This is a genomic window from Flavobacterium sp. (genome assembly GCF_044348915.1).
GTDB lineage: Bacteria > Bacteroidota > Bacteroidia > Flavobacteriales > Flavobacteriaceae > Flavobacterium.
The window spans coordinates 1-22,357 of record NZ_JBIKRX010000049.1 but is presented as its reverse complement, the minus strand read 5'-3'; the positions used below and the strand labels follow the sequence as shown (position 1 = coordinate 22,357).

19 protein-coding genes are annotated in these 22,357 nt (G+C 34.5%); 13 read left to right on the top strand and 6 right to left on the bottom strand.

Translation table 11 applies throughout. The features are described from left to right. Nucleotides 1-146: 146 nt before the first annotated feature. Together ACIQ1E_RS09535 and alaS are read right to left on the bottom strand one after the other, a co-directional pair. The gene (locus ACIQ1E_RS09535) at nucleotides 147-941 is read right to left on the bottom strand and encodes a hypothetical protein (protein WP_396170888.1); all 795 of its coding nucleotides are present in this window, start codon (nucleotides 939-941) and stop codon (nucleotides 147-149) included. A gap of 235 nt (nucleotides 942-1,176) precedes the next feature. Next, the gene (gene alaS / locus ACIQ1E_RS09530) at nucleotides 1,177-3,807 is read right to left on the bottom strand and encodes an alanine--tRNA ligase (RefSeq protein ID WP_396170887.1); all 2,631 of its coding nucleotides are present in this window, start codon (nucleotides 3,805-3,807) and stop codon (nucleotides 1,177-1,179) included. Nucleotides 3,808-4,213: 406 nt separating this feature from the next. Between alaS and ACIQ1E_RS09525 the strand changes: the two genes are divergently transcribed. From ACIQ1E_RS09525 to ACIQ1E_RS09490, 8 genes are all read left to right on the top strand, one after another. Next, nucleotides 4,214-5,191, top strand: a complete 978-nt coding sequence (locus ACIQ1E_RS09525) for a M23 family metallopeptidase (protein WP_396170885.1) — start codon at nucleotides 4,214-4,216, stop codon at nucleotides 5,189-5,191. A 154-nt stretch (nucleotides 5,192-5,345) separates the two neighbouring features. Further along, nucleotides 5,346-5,678: a MerR family transcriptional regulator gene (locus ACIQ1E_RS09520; RefSeq protein ID WP_396170883.1), complete on the top strand. Its 333-nt coding sequence runs from the start codon at nucleotides 5,346-5,348 to the stop codon at nucleotides 5,676-5,678. Between the two features lie 75 nt (nucleotides 5,679-5,753). Next, nucleotides 5,754-6,341, top strand: coding sequence for a LemA family protein (locus tag ACIQ1E_RS09515; protein WP_396170881.1), 588 nt, complete (start codon nucleotides 5,754-5,756; stop codon nucleotides 6,339-6,341). A gap of 11 nt (nucleotides 6,342-6,352) precedes the next feature. Continuing rightward, a complete protein-coding gene (locus ACIQ1E_RS09510) occupies nucleotides 6,353-6,790 on the top strand; it encodes a TPM domain-containing protein (protein ID WP_396170879.1) in 438 nt (145 codons plus the stop codon). Nucleotides 6,791-6,793: 3 nt separating this feature from the next. Further along, the gene (locus ACIQ1E_RS09505) at nucleotides 6,794-7,621 is read left to right on the top strand and encodes a TPM domain-containing protein (RefSeq protein ID WP_396170891.1); all 828 of its coding nucleotides are present in this window, start codon (nucleotides 6,794-6,796) and stop codon (nucleotides 7,619-7,621) included. A gap of 75 nt (nucleotides 7,622-7,696) precedes the next feature. After that, the gene (locus ACIQ1E_RS09500; RefSeq protein ID WP_396170877.1) at nucleotides 7,697-8,110 is read left to right on the top strand and encodes an RrF2 family transcriptional regulator; all 414 of its coding nucleotides are present in this window, start codon (nucleotides 7,697-7,699) and stop codon (nucleotides 8,108-8,110) included. Between the two features lie 235 nt (nucleotides 8,111-8,345). Continuing rightward, nucleotides 8,346-10,907: a TonB-dependent receptor gene (locus ACIQ1E_RS09495; protein ID WP_396170875.1), complete on the top strand. Its 2,562-nt coding sequence runs from the start codon at nucleotides 8,346-8,348 to the stop codon at nucleotides 10,905-10,907. A gap of 153 nt (nucleotides 10,908-11,060) precedes the next feature. Next, nucleotides 11,061-11,789 (top strand): DUF2490 domain-containing protein, encoded by a 729-nt coding sequence (locus ACIQ1E_RS09490; protein WP_396170873.1) that lies wholly within the window; start codon nucleotides 11,061-11,063, stop codon nucleotides 11,787-11,789. A 73-nt stretch (nucleotides 11,790-11,862) separates the two neighbouring features. Here the strand turns inward: ACIQ1E_RS09490 and ACIQ1E_RS09485 are convergent, their stop codons facing one another. The 3 genes from ACIQ1E_RS09485 to der form a co-directional block, all read right to left on the bottom strand. Then, nucleotides 11,863-12,306: a hypothetical protein gene (locus ACIQ1E_RS09485; RefSeq protein WP_396170871.1), complete on the bottom strand. Its 444-nt coding sequence runs from the start codon at nucleotides 12,304-12,306 to the stop codon at nucleotides 11,863-11,865. Nucleotides 12,307-12,366: 60 nt separating this feature from the next. Beyond that, entirely contained in the window at nucleotides 12,367-15,126 is a 2,760-nt protein-coding gene (locus ACIQ1E_RS09480; RefSeq protein WP_396170869.1) for an outer membrane beta-barrel protein, read from the bottom strand. A gap of 156 nt (nucleotides 15,127-15,282) precedes the next feature. Then, nucleotides 15,283-16,593, bottom strand: coding sequence for a ribosome biogenesis GTPase Der (gene der / locus ACIQ1E_RS09475; protein WP_396170867.1), 1,311 nt, complete (start codon nucleotides 16,591-16,593; stop codon nucleotides 15,283-15,285). A 194-nt stretch (nucleotides 16,594-16,787) separates the two neighbouring features. Between der and ACIQ1E_RS09470 the strand changes: the two genes are divergently transcribed. Then, nucleotides 16,788-17,333 (top strand): hypothetical protein, encoded by a 546-nt coding sequence (locus ACIQ1E_RS09470; RefSeq protein ID WP_396170865.1) that lies wholly within the window; start codon nucleotides 16,788-16,790, stop codon nucleotides 17,331-17,333. A 46-nt stretch (nucleotides 17,334-17,379) separates the two neighbouring features. Here ACIQ1E_RS09470 and ACIQ1E_RS09465 read toward each other — a convergent pair whose 3' ends face one another. Beyond that, complete coding sequence (locus ACIQ1E_RS09465) at nucleotides 17,380-17,730, bottom strand: helix-turn-helix domain-containing protein (protein WP_396170863.1); 351 nt, start codon at nucleotides 17,728-17,730, stop codon at nucleotides 17,380-17,382. A gap of 106 nt (nucleotides 17,731-17,836) precedes the next feature. Between ACIQ1E_RS09465 and ACIQ1E_RS09460 the strand changes: the two genes are divergently transcribed. The 4 genes from ACIQ1E_RS09460 to ACIQ1E_RS09445 all read left to right on the top strand — a co-directional run bounded on the left by ACIQ1E_RS09460 (nucleotide 17,837) and on the right by ACIQ1E_RS09445 (nucleotide 22,233). Beyond that, the gene (locus ACIQ1E_RS09460) at nucleotides 17,837-18,157 is read left to right on the top strand and encodes a hypothetical protein (protein WP_396170861.1); all 321 of its coding nucleotides are present in this window, start codon (nucleotides 17,837-17,839) and stop codon (nucleotides 18,155-18,157) included. 29 nt (nucleotides 18,158-18,186) lie between these two features. Continuing rightward, nucleotides 18,187-19,416 carry a hypothetical protein gene (locus ACIQ1E_RS09455; RefSeq protein WP_396170859.1) on the top strand — a complete coding sequence of 410 codons (1,230 nt, stop codon included), beginning with the start codon at nucleotides 18,187-18,189 and terminating at the stop codon, nucleotides 19,414-19,416. 3 nt (nucleotides 19,417-19,419) lie between these two features. Next, nucleotides 19,420-21,105, top strand: coding sequence for a T9SS type A sorting domain-containing protein (locus ACIQ1E_RS09450; RefSeq protein ID WP_396170857.1), 1,686 nt, complete (start codon nucleotides 19,420-19,422; stop codon nucleotides 21,103-21,105). Between the two features lie 222 nt (nucleotides 21,106-21,327). Then, entirely contained in the window at nucleotides 21,328-22,233 is a 906-nt protein-coding gene (locus ACIQ1E_RS09445; protein ID WP_396170856.1) for an ATP-binding protein, read from the top strand. Nucleotides 22,234-22,357 lie beyond the last annotated feature (124 nt).

Genomic DNA, 22,357 nt, shown 5'->3' with positions numbered 1-22,357 from the left:
CTGCATCTTCCTTAAATCGCTTGTTAAATGTTATTGAATTCACACCTATAAATTTCTCCCTTGTACTCATTTGACAAAGGTAATACTATTTTCGTTTTTGGGCGGCCTAAACGCCTATACCTATAATCTTTTTTCAAAGATAAAAATTAATTGTAGAATAATTGAGATTTCAAATGCTTAGAATCAGCACCTCCAAAGATTATGTTTTCAGAAACAATTTCTATTGGATAACCATTTGAATTGTACTGAATTTTACTATCATATCTTTTTATTGAAGAAATAATCTGATCCACATCCAACTGTTTTTCAGTACAACTTTCTGTATGGATAATGCAATTGTTAGCTGAGACGTTTTTAGCAAAATCCAAAAGTTTATTGAAACCCAAAATATTGTGCAATGCATTTTTTCTGTTATCTCTTACAACATTTACAGTCTTTGTAGTTAAAATTCCTTTCTTGGTATCTTCGATTATTTTTTCGTCTTTGATTAAATTTCCATTCTGAAAAAACAAAGTTCCGACATAAACCTTAACAGCAACATTATTTGAATCTTTAGTCCATTTTTCATAGGAGACAGAACCATCTTTATTCTGTTTGTAATTTATTGTATAATTATCAGATGAAGTGATTTTGTTTAATTGTCCATCAACATAATTATACTCCAACGTGTTTTTTCCTGAAGTTGCTTTATTGGTTTCGACAATCTTAGTAATTAAACTCCCGGTATAGTAAAATTCTAAAAAAGCGTCCGCTTTATCGATATTTTGTAGTTTATTTCCAGAATAATTTAAAGTCGTGATAGTAGAAGTTCCATCAACAGATACTTCAACAATTTTTTTCAATAACTGTGGCTGTATAATTTCTACTGATTCATTTGTGCAAGAACAAAGAGTGATTAAAACCACAACTAGAATCCCAACTATTTCTTTTGTTTTTTTCATAAAAAATTAAATCATGTTTGACATAAGATAAAAAGCAAACCTTATAATTCACTGCAAATCAAACCCAAAAAGATAAAAAGCACAATATTTATCGGTACAAACCCAATATTTCGGGTGAACTACTATTTTTAATCTGCATCCCACGGTTATGCCGTTGACTATGTTTTATATTAAAAACAAAACCCTTTTAGTACAAATGCACTGAAAGGGTTTCTGTTAAAAAACTTAATTTATTTTATTTCACAAAATCAATCGCTTTCTCCAAAGCTTCTTGAATTCCCGCTACATGTTTACCCCCAGCAGTTGCGAAAAACGGCTGACCGCCTCCGCCTCCTTGGATAAATTTACCCAATTCACGAACGACTTGTCCCGCATTTAGATTTTTTTCGGCAACTAATTCTTTAGAAATATAACAGCTCAACATTGGTTTTCCTTCTTCGGCTGTGGCCAAAACCAAGAAAATATTTTTTCCTAAAGTTCCTAGTTCATAAGCCAAATCCTTTGCGCCCTCTGGACTCAAATCGACTTGTTTTGCCAAGAATTGGATTCCATTAATTTCCTGTAATTCTTGAGCCAATTCACCTTTCATATTCTTAGCTTTCTCTTTCAATAAACCTTCCAATTGTTTTTTCAATTTCGCATTGTCATCTTGTAACGATTGAACGGCTTTAATCACATCTTGAGGATTTTTCAATGCATTCTTTACCTCTATCAAAGTGCTTTCTTGGTTCTCAAAATACGCTTTTACTGCATCGCTAGTAATCGCTTCGATACGACGAATTCCCGCTGCCACTGCTCCTTCGGAAACAATTTTGAAATGCCAAATCTCGGCAGTATTCTTAACGTGAATTCCACCACACAACTCCATACTTTCACCAAATTTGATAGCACGAACGGTATCACCATATTTTTCTCCAAACAAAGCCATTGCCCCTTCGTCTAAAGCTTGTTGAATTGGAATACTTCTTCTTTCGATTAATGGCAATTGCTCTTGAATTCTGGCATTTACAAAATCTTCTACTTGACTCAACTCATCGTCTGTCATTTTCGAGAAATGTGAAAAGTCAAAACGCAAACCTTTTGAATTTACCAAAGACCCTTTTTGCTCCACGTGCGTTCCAAGAATACTTCTCAAAGCTTGGTGCATCAAGTGTGTTGCCGAGTGATTTGCAGCCGATTTTCGTCTAATATCTGGACCAACAATTACTTTGAAAATTTCAGAAAGATTTCCAGGCAATTCTTTGGTAAAATGAATGATTTGATTGTTTTCCTTTTTGGTATCAATAATATATATTACATCGCCATTAGCAGTTTCAAGTACTCCAGCATCGCCTACTTGTCCTCCACCTTCAGGGTAAAAAGGAGTCATATTGAAAACCAATTGGTAAATCTCCCCATCTTTTACACTATCCACTTTTCTGTAGCGGGTAATTTTAACCTTAGCTTCTGTGTAATCGTATCCAATAAATTCTTGCTCATCATCATCAGCCAAAATCTGCCAATCTCCCGCTTTCACTTTGGAAGCAGCACGAGAACGTTCTTTTTGTTTTTGCAATTCTGCCTCGAAAGCAGTTTCGTCTAAACTCAATCCTTTTTCCGAAAGAATCAAAGCCGTCAAGTCGATCGGAAAACCATAGGTATCGAACAATTCAAATGCTTTTTTACCTGAAATAACAGTTTCTTTCGAATTGAAAATTATATTTTCTAATAAAACCAAGCCTTGATCCAAAGTTCTTAAAAAAGAATTTTCTTCTTCGCGAATCACGTTGGTACAAAGCGTTTTTTGTGATTTTATTTCTGGAAAAGAATCCCCCATTTGATTGCTCAAAGTGTCGACCAATTTGTAAATAAAAGGTTCTTTGGTTCCTAAAAACGTAAACCCATAACGAATCGCACGACGCAAAATTCGACGAATCACATAGCCTGCACCAGCATTTGATGGTAATTGTCCATCGGCTATAGAAAAGGCTACGGCACGAACGTGATCCGCAATGACACGGATGGCGATATTTACTTTATCTTCGGCTTCGTTTGCCGCTTTGATGGTGTATTTCACTCCTGTAATCAACTCTATTTCTTTAATTAGCGGAGTAAAAACATCGGTATCATAATTAGACTGTACTCCCTGCAAAACCATACAAAGTCTCTCGAATCCCATTCCTGTGTCTACGTGTTGGGCGGGTAATTTTTCTAGAGAACCATCGGCTTTACGGTTGAACTCCATAAATACATTGTTCCAAATTTCGACAACGTGCGGATGATCGTTGTTTACCAATGATTTTCCTGAAACCAACCCTTTTTCTTCGGTAGAACGAATGTCCACGTGGATTTCTGAACACGGTCCACAAGGTCCTTGATCTCCCATTTCCCAGAAGTTATCTTTTTTGTTTCCTAAAATAATTCGATCTTCATCGATTAAGGTTTTCCAAATATCATAGGCTTCTTGGTCGAATGGTACATTTTCTGCTGGGTTTCCTTCAAATACAGAAACATAAAGAATGTCCTTTGGAATTTTATACACTTCGGTCAATAATTCCCAAGCCCAGTTGATGGCTTCCTTTTTGAAATAATCGCCAAATGACCAGTTTCCCAACATTTCGAACATCGTATGATGGTAGGTATCAATACCTACTTCTTCTAAATCATTATGCTTACCTGAAACACGAAGACATTTTTGCGTATCGGCTATTCTTTTGCTATTTGGAGTTCCGTTGCCTAAAAAATATTCTTTGAACTGTGCCATTCCTGAGTTGTTAAACATCAGGGTTGGATCATTTTTAAGCACTATTGGAGCTGAAGGAACAATTAGATGCCCTTTGCTTTCGAAAAAGTCTAAAAATTGTTTGCGTACGTCTTGTGATTTCATTTTTATTGTTTTTTTGCCACTAAGGCTCTAAGGCACAAAGTTTTTTACATTATATAGTTATTTTATGCCCCAGATTATCTCACACGCTCTTATTGTCATCGGAGTTCACTCAACACTTTGTGTTTGCAGTGGAAAGCTTCGAAGGCTTGAAATCTATTTTCTCTTGAGGTGGTAGAGCGACCAAAGGAAGCTCCTGCTGGCTCATTAGAAAAAAAGATTACAAGACGAGAACTTGCAACGAATAGCTGGAAAAGGCACAGAAAAAAAGTCAGAATTAATTCTTTTACGGTTTGCCGATTTTGATCTTTTGATAAAATTATATTAAAAGACGAAAAAAACCTGAAACATTTATTAAATTTGTTCGACTAACCTTTTTTCGATGTGCAAAAATAGGGTATTTTAAAATATGGCGAAAGTAAAATATTATTACGATTCCGAAAATCTAGCCTATAGAAAGATTATTACCAAAACAAGAAAGAAAATTGGGGTTGTTTTGTTGTTTTTAGTGGCTTCGGCCTTGTTTGGTTTTCTGAGTGTGGTGTTTTTGTTGAACACTCCTTATTTTGAAACACCAAAAAACAGATTGCAAAAAAGAGAAATCGAGAATTTGAAATTACGTTATGCCATTTTGAATAAAAAAATGGATCAGGTTGAGGATGTAATTGACAATATTGAAGATAGGGACAACAATTTATATCGAGTGTATTTTAATACTGCTCCAATTCCAGAAGAGGAACGAAAGTCAGGCTTTAAAGGAGGTCATCGCTATAAGGAACTAGAAGGATTTGACAACTCGCAGCTGGTTATTTACACCACCAAAAGAGTTGAAGTTCTTCAAAAAGCCTTAGCTATTCAGTCGAAATCGCTGGATGAAATAGTAAAAATGGCTCAATCAAAAGATAAATTATTGGCTGCAATTCCTGCTATTCAGCCGGTTAGAAATGAGAATTTGAAAAGTATGGTTTCGGGGTTTGGGTATCGAACAGACCCTTTTACCAAGGCCAGGAAAATGCACGAAGGAATGGATTTTACTGCCAAAACGGGTACTCCTATTTACGCCACAGGCGACGGCGTTGTGGAAAGAGCAGACAATACGGCTTCGGGATTTGGAAATCATATCGTAATTCGGCACGGATTTGGATATGAAACATTATATGCGCATCTTAGCAAATACAAATGCAGAGCGGGTCAAAGAGTTCAAAGAGGCGATGTTATTGGATATGTAGGTAGTACGGGACGGTCCGAAGGGCCTCATTTGCATTATGAAGTCCATAAAAATGGTAAAGTCGTGAATCCGTTGAATTTTTATTATGGCAATATTTCAGCGGTGGAATATGTAGCAATTGCCCAACTGGCGAATCAGGAAAACCAATCGTTTGACTAACTTAAAAAAAAGTGGGCAGTGTTCAGTTAATAGTGTTCAGAAGAAAAAAACAGTCAGTTGACAGTGATCAGATAAAAAAAATGATTAGTTATTAGTGCTCATAAAAAGAAAATAGTGTTCAGTTGACAATGTTGATATAAAATAAATTAGAAATATGCATATAGAATTATCGCCGGACAAAAGATATTACAGCATTGGCGAAATAGCCAAAGCCTTTGATGTGAATGCTTCGCTAATTCGTTTTTGGGATAGTGAATTTGACATTATCAAACCTAAGAAAAACGCTAAAGGGAATCGAATGTTTACGCCCGAAGATGTAAAAAATCTGCAGCTTATTTACCATTTGGTCAAAGAAAGAGGTTTTACGCTCGAAGGAGCAAGAACGCACCTAAAAGAAGGGCAAAAGAAAACTTTGGACAAATTTGATATTATCAGCAAGCTGGAAAGCATAAAAGTTCAGCTTACGAATATTAAAAATGTGATTTAAAATTGCAATTTCAATTGCAATAACAATGAAAATTAAAAATAGAAACTTAAATACTAAACTTTAAATTAAACAAAAATGGATTTTAAAAAATTTTTACCTTGGATTATTGGAATTGGATTAATCTTAGTAATTGCCTTTTGGGTAATGGGAATAATGAACACTGGCTTGCAAAAAGACCAAGCTGTAAATAAAGAATGGGGAAATGTAAACACGGCTTACCAAAGAAGAAATGACCTAATCGGAAATTTAGTAAACACTGTGAAAGGTGCAGCAGATTTCGAAAAAAGTACTTTGACTGCTGTAATCGAAGCTAGAGCAAAAGCAACTTCGGTAACTATTGACCCCGCGAATGTTACACCAGAGCAATTGGCAGCATTCAACTCTGCACAATCGGGAGTTTCGTCTTCTTTATCAAGATTATTGGTTAGTGTAGAGCAATATCCTACTTTGAAAGCCAATGAAAACTTCTTGAAATTGCAAGACGAATTGGCTAGCACAGAAAACCAAATTCTTACCGCTAGAACCCGTTTTAATGAATCGGTGCAAGATTACAATGGTTATGTATTGGCAATGCCGCAAAGTATCTTTTTAGGAAAATACAAAGAAAAACCATATTTCAAAGCGGTTGAAGGTGCTGATAAACCTGTTGAAGTAAAATTCTAAATCAAAAATAAATGTCAAAAGTTGAAGATTTTTTAACCACTGAAGAAGAACAAGCGATTGTTGAAGCTATTCGTATGGCTGAAAAGGAAACTTCTGGCGAGATTAGAGTTCACATAGAAAAAACAACTTCCAAAGTTCCTTATGATAGGGCTTTGGAAGTTTTTCACGAATTGGGAATGGATGCAACCGAACTCAAAAACGGGGTTTTGATTTATGTTGCTGTAAAAGACCATCAATTTGTAATTTGTGGTGACAAAGGAATTAACGATGTTGTTCCTGCTGATTTTTGGGATTGCACTAAAGATGTCATGGCCTCCCAATTCAAAACCGGGAATTTCAAACAAGGTCTAATCGAAGGGATAACAAGAGCTGGCGAACAATTGCAAAAATACTTCCCCTATCTCGATGGCGATACGAATGAATTATCAAACGAAATATCTAAAGGATAAATGATGAAAATTTCCAATATCAAAACACCAAATTCCAAAAGGATTTTTCAATTTACCTTTTTACTCCTAGCGTTTTTTACTTTACATTGTAGTTTTGCCCAATTTACAATTCCTGAAAAACCTAGTTTTCAGACTTCTGTTTATGATTATGCCAATGTTTTAAGCACTCAAGAAAAAACACAATTAGAAGAAAAACTCATTCGTTATTCCGATTCGACCACAACGCAAATTGTAGTAATTACAATCGAAAGTCTGAAAGGAGAAGACATCGGAATTTTAACCCCTAAATGGGGACACACTTGGGGAATTGGCGGTACTGAAAAAAATGACAATGGTGTCATTATTTTATTGGCAAAAGCGGAACGGAAAATTTGGATTTCAGCTGGATATGGATTGGAAGACCGATTAACAGCGGGAATTGGCGGAGAAATTACTAGAAACATAATCATTCCTGAATTCAAAGCAGGAAGTTACTACAGGGGTTTAGACAAAGGCGTTGATGCGCTTTTTGATGTTTTCAAAGGAAAATACAAAGGCGAACGCAAAACAAAAAGCAAAGGCAAAGATTTTCCCATTATTCCGTTCATAATTATTTTGGTTATTATTGTCGTTCTTGCTTCAAAAAATAAAAACAACGGCGGCAACTCTGGAAATTCAGGCGGTGGTGGACCAAGTTTACTGGATGTTATTATCTTGAGTAGTTTAGGAAGAAACAGTGGCGGTGGTGGATTTGGCGGTTCTTCTGGAGGTGGATTTGGCGGCGGAGGAGGCTTCGGTGGCGGATTCGGCGGAGGCGGTTTCTCAGGAGGTGGTTCAGGAGGAAGCTGGTAGAATCAAGTAATCAGTGTGCAGTTCCGATAGCCATCGGAATTAGTGTTCAGTCGCAAAATCCAAAAATTAAAGTAAATGCTTTCACAAAAAACCAAATATGCTCTCAAAGCCTTGTTATTTTTAGCACAACAAGAGGAAGGCTATATTGCTAGGACTTCAGAAATTGCCGAAGGCGCCAACATCCCCAAAAAGTTTTTGGAACAAATATTATTGGAGCTTAAAAGAGGTCATTTTGTAAGTAGTAAGCAAGGCAAATTAGGTGGTTACTATCTCATCAAATCCAAAAACACGATCTCTTTGGCCGATATTCATCGCTTATTTGACGGCGCCATTGCTTTACTTCCTTGTGCGTCTTTGAATTTTTACGAACCTTGCCACGATTGTAAAACCGAGTCAGAATGCCTATTAAGACTGGGATTAATCACTGTTCGAGAAAAAACTTTGGCAGCAATGGAAGGCATTACTATCGCTTCTTTAGCAAAAAAATAAAAAAATATTTTTTAAACCCTACTAATTATATAGAATTAATTATATATTTGCGGCAAATTAACGCAGTATTAACAAGACAAATTAAAACGTATGAAAACGAGTCAAAACAAATTCGCTTTTTTAGAAAAAGAATTAATAAAAATTAAAAAGCAGGACTATATGATGATGTGTATGTGTTGGCTTAAAAAAAAAAATTTAATTTAAACTCTACTAATTACATATAATTTATATAATAATGAAAAATATCAATACAAAAGTAATAACGACATTACTATTACTTTTTATTTTCTCTACTTCCTATGCACAAAACACAATTGAAGGTGTAGTGAAAAACGATCAAGATTCACCTATAGAAGGTGTTAATATAGTGGTAAAAGGAACTACCAATAATGCAACTTCAGATGTTAATGGCAAGTTTGCCATTCAAGCCAAAGAACTACCCTTTACAATTATTGTCCAATACGCTGGTTATAATACAAAAGAAATTAAAATAACCGAACTACCTACTAATGCAAAACCATTACAAATAACCATTTCTACTGGAGAGGAAAAAGTGCTATCTGAGGTAGTTGTTACATCAAGACGTCGAATAGAAAAAGTACAAGACATTCCTATTGCTGTATCGGTAGTAACAGGAAAACAAGCCGAACAAGCTGGAGCTTTCAACGTGAATCGCATCAAAGAACTAGTCCCATCGGTTCAATTGTATTCGTCAAATCCAAGAAATACCGGAATCAACATTCGTGGCCTAGGTTCTCCGTATGGACTTACCAATGATGGTATTGATCCAGGTGTAGGTTTCTATGTTGATGGTGTGTATTATGCTCGTCCTGCCGCAACTACTCTTGACTTTATTGATGTGGAAAGAATTGAGGTATTACGCGGTCCGCAAGGCTCTTTGTTTGGAAAAAATACCACTTCGGGTGCTTTTAATATCACTTCTCGCAAACCTAGTTTTACTTCAGGTGCTGACTTTGAAGTGAGTTATGGTAATTACCAATACATTCAAGCCAAAGCCTCTGTTACAGGAGCTTTGAGTCCAAAAGTTGCTGGTAGATTATCATTTTCCGGAACGCAACGTGATGGATTAATCGAGAACATTGTAACAGGACGACCTACTAATACACTAAACAATCAAGGAATTAGAGGGCAATTGCTTTTTACTCCGACAGATAAAACCAATATTACATTTGCTGCAGACATAACAACGCAACGTCCTGACGGATATGCACAAGTAGTTGCAGGTGTTGCTCCTACAAAAAGAGCTGCTTATCGTCAATTTAACGCAATTATTGCTGATTTAAATTACCAACTTCCAAGCTTGAATGCTTTTGACCGTAAGATTGACCACGATACTCCTTGGCGTTCTGGACAGGATTTAGGTGGAGCCTCTTTAAATATTGACTCAAAAATTGGTGGTGGAACACTTACCTCAACCACAGCTTGGCGCTTTTGGACTTGGGACCCATCCAATGATAGAGATTTTACAGGTTTGCAAGTGCTTGCCAAATCACAAAACCCATCAAGGCAAACACAAGTAACACAAGAGGTTCGCTATGCTGGTAAACTAACTTCAAAAATTAATGGTGTTGTGGGTGTGTTTTTTATTGACCAAACAACAAAAACTAAAGGCACAGAGGAATCAGGAAATGCACAATGGAGATTTTCTCAAAGCACTCCCAACACTGCTTTATGGCAAACTCCGGGTCTTTTTGAAGGATATGGAATAAAAACCAATGCTAAAATCCATTCAACCAGCGCGGCAGTTTTCGGTCAATTGGATTGGGCTATTACAGAGAAATTACACGTATTACCCGGTTTAAGATACAATTATGACAAAAAGGATGCTGATTACGACCGTAAAACCTACGGGGGTCTTCAAACTTCTAACCCTGCATTAATTGCTTTGAAAAAATTGGTTTATACAGATCAAGCGTTTACTTCAAGCACCGATAACACTGACTTTTCTGGAAATTTAACAGTCTCTTATAAGGCCTCAAGCAAAATTAATACGTATGCCACATATGCAAAAAGTTACAAACCAGTTGGTGTGAATGTGGCAGGTCTTCCAACCATTGCTGGCCAACCCGCTCTTGACCTTGCCGTAATTAAGCCAGAAGACGTAAACCATTATGAATTTGGTGTGAAAACTTCTCCCTTTAAAAATTCTATTTTAAACCTTACCTTCTTTAATACAGACATTAAAGACTTTCAAACCAATGTTCAAGCAGCTGAATTAGGAGTGAATCGTGGCTATCTTGCCAATGCAGATAAAGTAAGAGTAAAAGGAGCAGAATTAGATGCTAGCTTTAAAGTTAACAACCATTTTAGTGTTTACGGAGCTGTAACTTATACTGATGGTAAGTATATTAAATTTACAAATGCACCACTTCCATTAGAAGAAACAGGATCTGCAATATCGTTCAAAGACGTTTCTGGAACGGATTTGCCCGGTGTTTCAAAATGGGCAGGAAACCTTGGAGGTGAATATACTAAAAATGCTAAATTCTTCGGAAACTTAGGGAAATTCTTTATAGCCCTTGATGGTTATGCTCGTTCAGAATTCTCGTCAAGTCCTTCTGCTTCGAAATATTTAATAGTTCCGGGTTATGCTATCTTTAACGGTCGTTTAGGTTTCAGAGTAGCAGATGGTTTATCTGTGCACATTTGGGGACGCAACTTATTGAACAAAGATTACTACGAGCAATTATTACCTGCTGGTGGAAATTCAGGGCAATATGCTGCTGTGCTTGGAGATCAAAGAACGTATGGACTTACTTTGAAATATACTTTATAACATATATAAATATGAATTTAAAACCCATCAAATTGATTTTTGATGGGTTTTTTGTTTCTAAATCGATGCAATTTACAATCATAATAGTCCTGAAAAAATAAACTTCTTTTAAATTAAGTTTGTTTAAATTTGCCAAAATTTGAAATAAACTGAATGAAATTTATTCACACCCTATTTCTGTTTCTGACTTGTTGCTTTTTGCAAGCCCAAACCGAAAAAAACATAGATCACCAGAGTTTACTTTGGACACGTTATTACAATATTCTCACCTTAAACAATAAATGGTCTTTGCATTCGGAATTTGACAATCGGATCTTTTTAAACCCAGTGGAGCAAAATCTCTTTGTGCTGAGAATGCACAGCCGTTACAAAATCAACAATGATTGGGATATTGGCGCTGGGGTGGCTTATTTTTCTGTAGCCACTCAAGTTCCAGAACAGACTTTTCACTTTGACATTCCTGAATATCGGATCCAACAGGACATCAGTTGGAAACAAAATTTAGGCAAAGTCACCTTATCCAACCGCTTTCAGATAGAAGAACGCTTTTTTCACAATGCCAATAAAGCTGGCCTGCTTTCTGGAACAACTTTTGTTTGGAGATTTCGCTATCGCTTGCAAGCAGATTATAATTTTTGGAAAAAAGAAAATCAGTACCTGAAAGCCATTCTTTACGATGAATTGATGGTCAATGGCGGAGAAAATATTGTAAAAAACACCTTTGACCAAAACCGAATTTATGTTGCTCTTCAGTACGGAATCAACAAAAATATTACACTAGAATTGGGCTATTTAAACAGTTTTCAGCAACGTGCTAACGGTGTAGATTTTTTCAACCGAGACATTATTCGGTTTACTTTTTTTCATAAAATTACGCTGTAAAAGACGGCATAAAAAAAGTCCCTTCTCACTTTTATAAGTTGGGACTTTTTTAGCAAAATTAAAAAAGGTCTCTTTATTCTCCCGCTTTTTGTTTTTGCAGGTCTTGCATTTTAGCTTTTCCGGCTTCTTGCATTGCTTGGTATTTTACAAATTGATCTGGAGTTAATATTGCTTTTATCTGGTTGTCAGTTGCTTCCTTATCTGCTATACGCGTTTTTCTCATTGCTTTTTTATCGGCATCTGAAAGCTCCACATTATTTTCTTTATTGGCTTTCATTTGAGCGCGCATTGCATCCATTTTTGCACTTTGATCGGCAATAATTGGTTTAATTTGAGCTTGTTGTTTAGCATCCAAACTTAATTCAGAAGTCATTTTGGCTAACATAGCTTCATTTCGTTGTTCTGGAGATTTCATTTCTTTCGAACCTTTGTCCTTTTTGTTTTTAGGAGCGTTTGCTTCTTGAGAATAATTAGAAACTCCAACTAAAAGCAGTACGGCAATCATTAATTTTTTCATTATATGTTTTTTTAGGTTATAGTTTTTAGACAATCAAATTGGCAAAAGGTTTAATCAAGATTAAATTTCATCTTCCTCTTTTTGTTTTTCCTTATACTTTTTCTTTTTACCTCGAAATTCTCCCATTTTGTATGTTAATGAAAACATAGCGTAGCGTTTTAAAACTGTGTTTTCCTCATCGCGAATGGCAGTAGGGGACAAAGTTCGCGTAGCGCTTTGGTTTTGATTCAAAACATCATACACCTTCACCTTCAGCATCATTTTTTTATCAAAAAAACTATAGGATAAACTGGTATTCCATAAATAAAAATCCTTCTTGAATTCACTGGAAAGATTAGAATTATAATTGTACCCAAAATCATTCCCAAACACCCAATTCTCTGGCCAATAAGTGGTCGTTTGCAAATTTACTTTATGCAAAACATTCGAATTGGCATCAATCAAATAATTCTCGTATCTATTCTCAGTATAAGTAAAACGATAGGATGGTGCAATGGTTAATACTTCGCCATAATCATAACTAAAATATATCGCAGGTGTAACTCTCAAGGCGCGAGTATTATACAAAACTGCGTTGGTAAAACCTTTGTCAAAAGAATAATTCCCATTTAAAGACAAACCGTATCGCCAGACATGAGCCTCTTTCTTGACGCTCTTATTCCAGCTTCCACCAATCGAAGTTGAAAAGGTATCATCGATATTGATATAAGTCGTTGTTTTTTTTCCATTAGCATCAAAAATCGCAGTGGATACAACTTCATCCTTATAAAAATCCGATTTTAAATACAGATTATATCCTGTTCGAGACCTAAAATTATAATTTTTGAAACTGACACTAGCTGTTTGCGTTGCGCTAGGATTCAAATTTGGATTACCAAGAATGGTGTTTAACGGATTTGACAAATTCGCCACTGGCATCAATTGTAAAGCAGTCGGAAGTGAATTGCTGTAATCGTACTTCATCGAGAAATACTTGGAACGACTGATTTTATATCTAATTTGAGCATTTAGAAAGGGAAGAAAATATTTTTGATTCAAATCTGTTTCCTTATTCAGGTACAATGATTGATTATCATAATCGGTCACCGCCGTACTTGAATTGAAATTGAAGCTGTATTTCTCCTTATCATAAGTTAATCCAACTTTTGGTCGTATCGACTTGCGACTTGAAGATAAAAAATTAGACTGCAATTCATTTAGATCAGAATAGGATTGAGTAGAAGCGTCAAAATCATAGGTCTTCAAATCATTCTCGTCTTTACTCCAATCTAAATCTACTCCAACACGAACACGCAAAGAATCTGTAATCGGCTCGGTATATTCCAAATCGACTGAATAGGAACCTAGGGTGGTATTGGTTAAACTGTTCTGATTTCGCTCTATATTCGGACGGTTATTTACAAAAAAAACGGTCTTGGAGACAATTAAACCATCCGACTCGTTCTTACTATTTGAATTAGATAGAACAAAACTAAAATTGCGGTTCTTTTTCTTGAAAACTTTATTGAAATTGATTGTATTTCCAAAAAGAAAATTGTCGTTTTCTCTAGTTGATTTTGATTCACTTTCATTTAGAGCCTCTCCCTTGTCGTTTTGCGTATTGCTTGAAGCTATAGCGCTATTATTAGAATGGGTTTGACTGAGGTTTGGAGTGAAAACCAGTCTTGTTGTTGGATCTATTTTATATTCTAATTCAAAATTAGCTTTGTTGCTAGTATTTTCATTTTTTGTTTTGGAATCGGAGTCGGTTATATTGGCTCCCGTGGGTAAAAAGTTCAGTTGTTTGGCTTTGCTCTCATTGGTGTTCGTTGTATTTTTAAAATCATAACTTCCCACTGCTTCCATTTTTTTCGACCATTCGTCCGAATAACTAAATCCTGCTATATTGGATTGCGTTATGCCCTTTCCTCCGGCCGACGCCGTAACTTCTTTTTTATTGTTACGGCCACCCCCCATATTATCAAATACATCGTCCATCGAAAAACCAGTTGCATTTATATTATTGGAAGACGCAAGAACACTTATTTTCTGTTTATTTTTAAAAAAATTCAAAATAAAACTACTCTCATAACGATCACTAGATCCATAACCCCCCAAAAATTTGCCAAAAACTCCTTTGTTTTTCTTTTCATCAATAGTGATGTTTATACTCGCAAAGTCGGATGTTGATTCTTGTTTTGCCAATTCCTCTTTTCTGGTTTTAAAATCAGAGACTTGAACTTTGCTTATGATGTCAGCTGGCAAATTTTTCAAAGCCATGGCACCATCTTTATCAAAAAAAGGCTTCCCATTGACTAAAAATTGGGTCACATCCTTACCATTGACGGTTATTTTTCCATCGCTATCAATATCAACTCCAGGCAATTGCTTCAATAAGGTTTCAACATTTGCATCCGGACGAACTTTAAACGAAGAAGCATTAAACTCTATGGTGTCCTTTTTAATTTTGACCGGTACATCTTGAACAATGACAACATCATTCAAAGCGTATTTGTTATTCAATAGATAAAGTTTTCCAAAATTTTTACTTTCTAAAAGACTAGGCTGTTCTTCAACAAATGGCTGATAATCGGTATGATTTATTTTTAAAAAAACCGGAGTTTCGTACTTTTTGGTATTGATTTGAAACACCCCGTTTTTATCTGTAGTAGTATAGTCGATTACTGTTGAGTCTCTAACATTTGAAAAAAACACGGTGGCAAACTCAATAGGCAGTTGTGTATTGATATCTAAAACGGTTCCATTAACACTGATGTCATTTTGCGCATTTGAGGTAAGTAAAAAAAAGAAAAGTATAGAAAAACAAAAGTATTTAGACATATTGAAATTAAGATATACAAGTACTTGGACTCCTAAAAAGTTCAAAGGTTTAAAGTTAATTATAAAATAGTAATACAAACGCTCTTTTAGTAAAAACCTTATAACTTCTGCCAACCAATAATCATAAAAAAATCCCGATTGCTCGGGATTTCATTTTTACTTTTCTCTAATATAAATGTCGATTGGAACTCCTGAGAAATCCCAGTTTTCGCGAATTTTATTTTCGAGGTAACGTTTATAAGGTTCTTTCACGTATTGTGGCATATTAGCAAAAAACACAAACTGTGGTGTTAGCGTAGGCAACTGCATACAATATTTAATTTTCACGTATTTTCCTTTGGTTGCTGGTGGTGGATAAGCTTCTATCACTTTCAACATAAACTCGTTAAATTTTGAAGTCGCAATACGTTGTTGTCTATTTTCATAAACCTGAACTGTAGCCTCCAAAGCTTTCAACAAACGTTGCTTTGTTAATGCCGAAACAAAAAGAATAGGCACATCGGTAAATGGCATCAATTCTTTTCGGATTTTCTCTTCGTAATCACGGGTTGACATTGTGTCTTTTTCGACCAAATCCCATTTGTTGACTAAAATCACTATTCCTTTTCTGTTTTTCTCGGCCAACCAAAAAATACTTTGGTCTTGTCCTTCGAATCCACGAGTGGCGTCTATGACCAAAATACAAATATCCGCGTGTTCAATAGCACGAACCGAACGCATCACCGAATAAAATTCTAAATCTTCTTTCACTTTCGCTTTACGACGAATTCCTGCAGTATCTACTAAGTTGAATTCGAATCCAAAACGGTCAAATTTGGCATCAATGGCATCACGAGTGGTTCCCGCAATGTCGGTAACCATAAATCTTTCTTTACCAATCAAAGCATTTATAAAGCTTGATTTTCCTGCATTCGGGCGACCTACAACTGCAAAACGAGGCAATACGACTTCTTCTTTTACTGGTTCAGGTTTAATCGGAAATGCTTCTATTACAGCATCCAATAAATCTCCTGTTCCACTACCCGAAATACTAGCAAACGTAAAAAACTCACCTAATCCAAGGTTATAAAATTCAAGAGCATCCTTTTCACGCATCGAATTATCTACCTTATTTACAGCAAGTAAAACAGGTTTTTTTACTTTACGCAACAATCTAGCCACCACATCATCCATTGGCGTAATGCCTTCTTCGACATCTACCACAAAAATAATTACGTCGGCTTCATCAATGGCCAATTCCACTTGTTTGCGGATTTCGCCTTCAAAAACATCGTCTGATCCACGGACATATCCTCCGGTATCAATTACAGAAAACTCTTTTCCGTTCCACTCGCTTTTACCATAGTTTCTATCTCGGGTCACCCCAGATACTGAATCTACAATAGCTTCTCTTCTTTGTATCAGCCTATTAAAAAGGGTTGATTTCCCTACATTAGGTCTTCCTACTATCGCAACAATATTATTCATTTTTATTATTTTAGCCCTTCGACAAGCTCAGGGTGACGTTTAGATTTTAGAATCTATTTTCCTAAATTTCCATTAGTTAAAAATCCCAAATACAGTATTTTTATTTTTTGCAAAGGTAGTGTTAAATACCATACTATCAATTTTTTTACTATTTTGCAATGCTTTTAATCAATTTGAACCCAAAAAATGTTGTTATGGATGCCAAAAATGAAATAAGACTTCGCTTGCGTTTTTACAAAGATGTGAATGAAAACATTGAGTCTGTACGTCAAAAATTTGAAGATTATAAAGTGAATTGCTCCGAAGATTGTCATCTAAAAATCAAACACAATCATATCTGGATGAATATCCCAGAGACAAAACGCGAATATTGGTCGCCGCATTTGCACTTGGAATTGGAACCAAAAGAAAACAACGAAACACATATCCGAGGATTATTTGGTCCAGAACCCACTTTGTGGACACTTTTTATGTTTTTGCATTTTATGGTAGCGGGAATTTTTGTGATTTTCGCGGGTATCGCCTACTCCGACTATGTTTTGAAAAATTCGACAACAATGGATTTTCTCGTAATGCTAATGATGGTTATTGTTTGGTTTTTGCTTTACTTCATCGCCAAACAAATCCGGTTTAAAGGCAATGATCAAATGAATGAATTGGAAGGTAAGTTTTTGGAGATTTTAGTCCCGAAACTTCGGGATTGTTTTAGAATCTCAAAGACTTTAATATTCAGTTTTTAGTATTCAGTATTTTACACATTGTTTGTCATTCTGAAAGAATCTCACATTATTTATCCATTAATAACTTCATCACAGCAATTTGTTCTTTTAGCGCTTGTATGGTTTCTTCATACTGCTGAATCAGTTTTTCGGGCATATTCATATTCTTAACATTATTTATGTCATTAGAATTGTAAAAATTAAAAACTTTTTTATCATCAAACCCTAAAACTTCCATTGGTTGAACTTCTAAGATAGCACTAATTTCATTTAGCCTATTGATGGTTAATTGCGTTTCACCAGTTTCAATTTTACTATACGCACGGGTAGATAGCCCTAATTGTTGCGAGACATATTCTTGCGTAAAATTCTTCAATTCACGAATTTGTTTAATCTTAATTTCAGGTTGCTGTATCATAACATCAGAATTAATAGTTCAAAATTAGAATAAATTAATCAAATAAAGAAATTTTTTAGAGTGTTTTTTTGTTTTTATAAGGTAATTTTAGCAAAAAAAATTATTTATGGAACAATGTAAAACACTTGGCGAGGAAACTTATTTTGAATTTTCTTATTCTAATGATGAATTGAAAATAAAATATGGTTTTTCAGTTGCTAATCAAACAGAAGTTACAATTGAAAATTCTTTGATAGTAAATGTTATCGGTAGAGTCAATTATTTAAAAATTCATTCTTTTGAAAACGTAAGGACTGTTGGTTACTATTCATTGGCACATTGGAAAGAATGTCCTCAAACGCAATATTGTCCTTATGTTGCTAAGCTAGTTTTGGATGTTTTTTCTAAAGAAACGCTTGATAATATAATATTAAGAAACAATTATTAAAAACTAAATTATTAAAAATCAATTTAAAAATGAAAAAAATAACTACATTATTTATTATAGCATTTAGTATTCAATCGTATGCTATTGACCGATTTGTAAACCCAAATTTAACTGCGGGTAATGGCACTACATTATTTACAAACATTACTTCTGCAATTACAGCGGCAGTAAATGGAGATAAAATTATTGTATCTTCTGGTACATATAATGAAGCAGCATTAACTATTGGTAAATCCTTACAAATTATGCCACAAACACCAGGCACTACCATTAATTTTAATGCCAACATTACAATAGCTGGTTTTCCTGGAATGAAATTTGAAATAACTGGATTTAATTTAGGCATTTACTCTTTTAGTTCATCACCAATAACTTCAGGTAGCTATTCAAATAGAGCAAAAATTTCAATAATTAACTGTTCTTCAACAAATTTAAATATTAATAATGATTTTTATGAATCAAATATTATTAAAAACACAATTAGCAATGAGATAACTATTAAATATGGAAATGTTGCAATTAATAATTCTGGGTCAATTAAATTAATGGATGAAGCATTATCAAATCAAAGTAATTTAGAAAAAAACTTAATAGTAGCTAATGTAGTAACTTCAATTATAGTATATAATGATGATTTTAAAGTTGTTGTTGCTAATAATTCATTAACTTCTTTAATATTAAAAAGATGGAATCCAAATCCAAATTTAAAAAATTATGTAATAAATAATACATTTTCAAATAATTCTAATTTATTAGTGTCATATATTAATGTGCCTTATTATAATATTGTAGTTAGTAGTAATGAATTTTTAGGAACAAATGTTAGTAGTTTTGGTGCTCAATGTAATACTAACTGTAATATTGGTTGTTATACTTCAGAAATTTTTTCTAATCAATGTAATTTTGGTGGCCAATATCCTTCTCAATTTCCAAATCCAACAATTTCTGGATTTTTTGAATGGACATATAATGGAATTGATTTAGATTGTACAATACCAACAGCTGGAAACCCATTGGTATTAACAAAGATTATTGGTTCAACTACTGCTGTTAATGGAGGAAATCCAAATCACAATTTTTATGATATTGATTTAACTTTAAACGATAGAGGAGTTAATGGAGGACCTTATTCACAATTAAATTATAATGCTGCAAATCCGAACAATAGCAAAGCATTTATTTTTGATTTAGATATGCCTGCCGATTTGTTTCCAGGGCAAAATGTAGAAATAAAAGCAAAAGGATATCATAAAAATTAAGCTATGAAAAAATATATATTGATATTTTTTGTTTGTATTCAAGTTGTTGTTGCACAAAATCCTGTAGTAACAGCTGGTGAATATTTTTGGGGCACAACAGACCCGGGCTTTGGGAATGGTACTACTTTGACAGCTGAGGACACTCAATTTAATCAAAGAGTAGAAAGTATTATTGCTTCTCAAGTAAATTCATTTACTACTCAAGGACCAATTTTATTTAATATTAGAGTTAAGGACGGTAATAATCAGTGGGGGCCAACATTTAAAAAAGCTGTTTTTGTTAATAATAACACTTTTACTACAAGACAAATAAAATTAACAAAATTCGAATACTTCTTTGGTAATTTTGACCCAGGTGAAGGAAACGGGACGCAAATAGTTGCTTTTGATGGTGCTTTAGATGAGGCGGTAGAAACTGTTTTTAGAACTCAAGCCACTTGGGATATGGCAACCGGCCCTGTTTTATTTAATATTAGAGCAAGAGATGTAAATAATTTATGGGGATCTTTATTCAAAAAAACAGTTTTTCCATATGGAGCTAATCCAAATGCACAACTTATCGCAGAGGGAGATTCTATTGAAATTTGTCAAGGTTCAAGCGTTACATTAACTTATTCTGGCCCGAATGGTTATACTCCAACTTGGTTTGATGGAAGTCAAGGAAACACCGTTACTTTTACACCGACTCAAGCCGGAAGTGTTAACGTGTCAGCTACATTAGAAAATAGTACTTATACCGATTCAATAAATATTATATTTAAACCACAACCAACCTCCACAATTTCACCATCTGGTCAAATTTTAGTTTGTGGTTCAAGTAATTTTTCATTACAAGCTAATACGGGTACTGGTTTAAGTTATCAATGGTTTTTAAACGGGAATCTTATAGCTAATGCAACAAATGCAACTCATTTACCAACTGCAGTAGGTTCTTATACTGTAAGAGTTACTTCAGCTTCAACTAGCTGTTCTAAAACCTCCGAACCAACGGTTCTATCGGCAACATTTATATCACAACCAAATGGAACAGTAAACTTTTGTGGAACTCAAATTTTAAGTGTGCCTAGCGGTTCTTCTAATTCGTATCAGTGGAAAAAAGATAATGTAAATATAAGCGGTGCAAATACTAATACTTACACTGCAACACAGCCAGGTGTTTACATATGTGTTATAACTAATGGTAGTTGTACATTTACAACAGCAAACATCATTTTAAACCAAATTGCAACAGCACCAACAGCAAGTGCAAACCAATCATTTAATTCTGGTGGGACGTTAGCAAATTTATCCGTATCAGGAACTAATTTACAATGGTATAGTAATTCTACTGGAGGTACACCACTACCATTGAGTACTGTATTGGTTGATGGTGCTACTTATTATGTGAGTCAAACAGTAAACGGGTGTGAAAGTTCAAGAATTGCAATCACAGTAACACAGAATTTAAGTAATGAAGATTTTGTAGTAAATGGGTTTAATTTCTACCCCAACCCCACAACAAGCATTTTAAATTTCAAATCTGCCGTTCAAGTGGAGAAAATTGCCATTTACAATACGTTAGGTCAATTAGTGCAACAAGAAAAAGTAAATGCTTTAGAAGGCGCCATAAATATTGAAAAGTTAGTTCAAGGTACGTATTTGGTAAAAGTTAATGATATAGATAAAGGGTATACTATTATTAAAAACTAGTTTATTTTCCTGCAAGGTTTCGAAAAACAATTAACCCTCTTGGAGTTTTAAACTCTTAGAGGGTTTTTAGTTTTTCAATAAATTTTCAGATTCCGAAACAAGTTCGGAAGGACAGAAACATTCCTTTTTTAATTCTAGCGAATTTTTATAATATATTAGGGTTTAAACCCCAAAAACACATACTATTTTGTGGTTTTAAACAGAATTTATTATATTTGCAATATGATAACAAGAACTATAACCCAGAATTTAGTTGCCGATTGCGACAATAAAAAAGCTATTGTTGTTATTGGACCTAGACAAGTAGGTAAAACAACCTTAATTCAAAAAATAGTAGAAGGTAAAAAAACCTTGTTTCTTAATGGAGATGACCCACAAACTAGATTACAATTAGCTACTGCTAATTCCCAATTTCTATTACAGCTAGTCACGGATTATGACACCATTGTGATTGACGAAGCCCAAAGAATAGAAAACATAGGTGTAGCTGTAAAAATATTAATCGATGCAAAATTAAATAAACAATTCATCTTAACAGGTTCTTCCTCTCTTGACTTAGGCAATCAAATTAATGAACCGTTAACGGGCAGAAAATGGGAACATCAATTATTTCCTTTGTCATGGAGTGAAATTAAAAATCATTACTCGTTTGCTAATGCTTATGCTCGTTTAGAGGAGTTTCTAATCTACGGCATGTATCCGGAAGTGGTAACTGAGACTAGTAAACAGAAAAGACTTTTAGAACTTTCTGGAAGTTATTTGTACCAAGATATTTTAGAATTAGTTAATATCAAAAAACCCGATTTGTTAATGAAATTGCTAAACGCATTGGCATTACAATTAGGGGGCGAAGTTTCTTATAATGAATTGGCGAAGATATTAGGTGTTGACAGAATGACAGTAATCAATTATATCGATTTGCTTGAAAAAGTATATGTTATTTTTAGACTACATCCTTTTTCAACCAATCAAAGAAATGAAATTACAGCAAAACCAAAAATCTATTTTTACGATAACGGAATAAGAAACGCTATTATTGGGCAATTTAATCCGTTGCAAAGCAGACAGGATGTGGGCGCTTTGTTTGAAAATTTTTTTATCAGCGAAAAAATGAAACAACTTAACTAGTCATTCCTTAAGAACCCACTTTTTGAGTTTTTAGATTTTTTACCAAAAATACATCTGCAAAAATAAGCAGTAAAAATTCGAGCCAAAGAACAATTTGCTCTTTGATTTGGTTGAATCGTAGTTT

What these genes read in the sequence shown, in the direction of transcription:
- ACIQ1E_RS09480 (WP_396170869.1), bottom strand. Translation starts at nt 15,126, where the DNA reads ATGTCTAAATACTTTTGTTTTTCTATACTTTTCTTTTTTTTACTTACC.
- ACIQ1E_RS09495 (WP_396170875.1), top strand. Translation starts at nt 8,346, where the DNA reads ATGAAAAATATCAATACAAAAGTAATAACGACATTACTATTACTTTTT.
- ACIQ1E_RS09465 (WP_396170863.1), bottom strand. Translation starts at nt 17,730, where the DNA reads ATGATACAGCAACCTGAAATTAAGATTAAACAAATTCGTGAATTGAAG.
- ACIQ1E_RS09535 (WP_396170888.1), bottom strand. Translation starts at nt 941, where the DNA reads ATGAAAAAAACAAAAGAAATAGTTGGGATTCTAGTTGTGGTTTTAATC.
- der (WP_396170867.1), bottom strand. Translation starts at nt 16,593, where the DNA reads ATGAATAATATTGTTGCGATAGTAGGAAGACCTAATGTAGGGAAATCA.
- ACIQ1E_RS09520 (WP_396170883.1), top strand. Translation starts at nt 5,346, where the DNA reads ATGCATATAGAATTATCGCCGGACAAAAGATATTACAGCATTGGCGAA.
- ACIQ1E_RS09455 (WP_396170859.1), top strand. Translation starts at nt 18,187, where the DNA reads ATGAAAAAAATAACTACATTATTTATTATAGCATTTAGTATTCAATCG.
- alaS (WP_396170887.1), bottom strand. Translation starts at nt 3,807, where the DNA reads ATGAAATCACAAGACGTACGCAAACAATTTTTAGACTTTTTCGAAAGC.
- ACIQ1E_RS09445 (WP_396170856.1), top strand. Translation starts at nt 21,328, where the DNA reads ATGATAACAAGAACTATAACCCAGAATTTAGTTGCCGATTGCGACAAT.
- ACIQ1E_RS09505 (WP_396170891.1), top strand. Translation starts at nt 6,794, where the DNA reads ATGAAAATTTCCAATATCAAAACACCAAATTCCAAAAGGATTTTTCAA.
- ACIQ1E_RS09525 (WP_396170885.1), top strand. Translation starts at nt 4,214, where the DNA reads ATGGCGAAAGTAAAATATTATTACGATTCCGAAAATCTAGCCTATAGA.
- ACIQ1E_RS09500 (WP_396170877.1), top strand. Translation starts at nt 7,697, where the DNA reads ATGCTTTCACAAAAAACCAAATATGCTCTCAAAGCCTTGTTATTTTTA.
- ACIQ1E_RS09460 (WP_396170861.1), top strand. Translation starts at nt 17,837, where the DNA reads ATGGAACAATGTAAAACACTTGGCGAGGAAACTTATTTTGAATTTTCT.
- ACIQ1E_RS09470 (WP_396170865.1), top strand. Translation starts at nt 16,788, where the DNA reads ATGGATGCCAAAAATGAAATAAGACTTCGCTTGCGTTTTTACAAAGAT.
- ACIQ1E_RS09450 (WP_396170857.1), top strand. Translation starts at nt 19,420, where the DNA reads ATGAAAAAATATATATTGATATTTTTTGTTTGTATTCAAGTTGTTGTT.
- ACIQ1E_RS09490 (WP_396170873.1), top strand. Translation starts at nt 11,061, where the DNA reads ATGAAATTTATTCACACCCTATTTCTGTTTCTGACTTGTTGCTTTTTG.
- ACIQ1E_RS09515 (WP_396170881.1), top strand. Translation starts at nt 5,754, where the DNA reads ATGGATTTTAAAAAATTTTTACCTTGGATTATTGGAATTGGATTAATC.
- ACIQ1E_RS09485 (WP_396170871.1), bottom strand. Translation starts at nt 12,306, where the DNA reads ATGAAAAAATTAATGATTGCCGTACTGCTTTTAGTTGGAGTTTCTAAT.
- ACIQ1E_RS09510 (WP_396170879.1), top strand. Translation starts at nt 6,353, where the DNA reads ATGTCAAAAGTTGAAGATTTTTTAACCACTGAAGAAGAACAAGCGATT.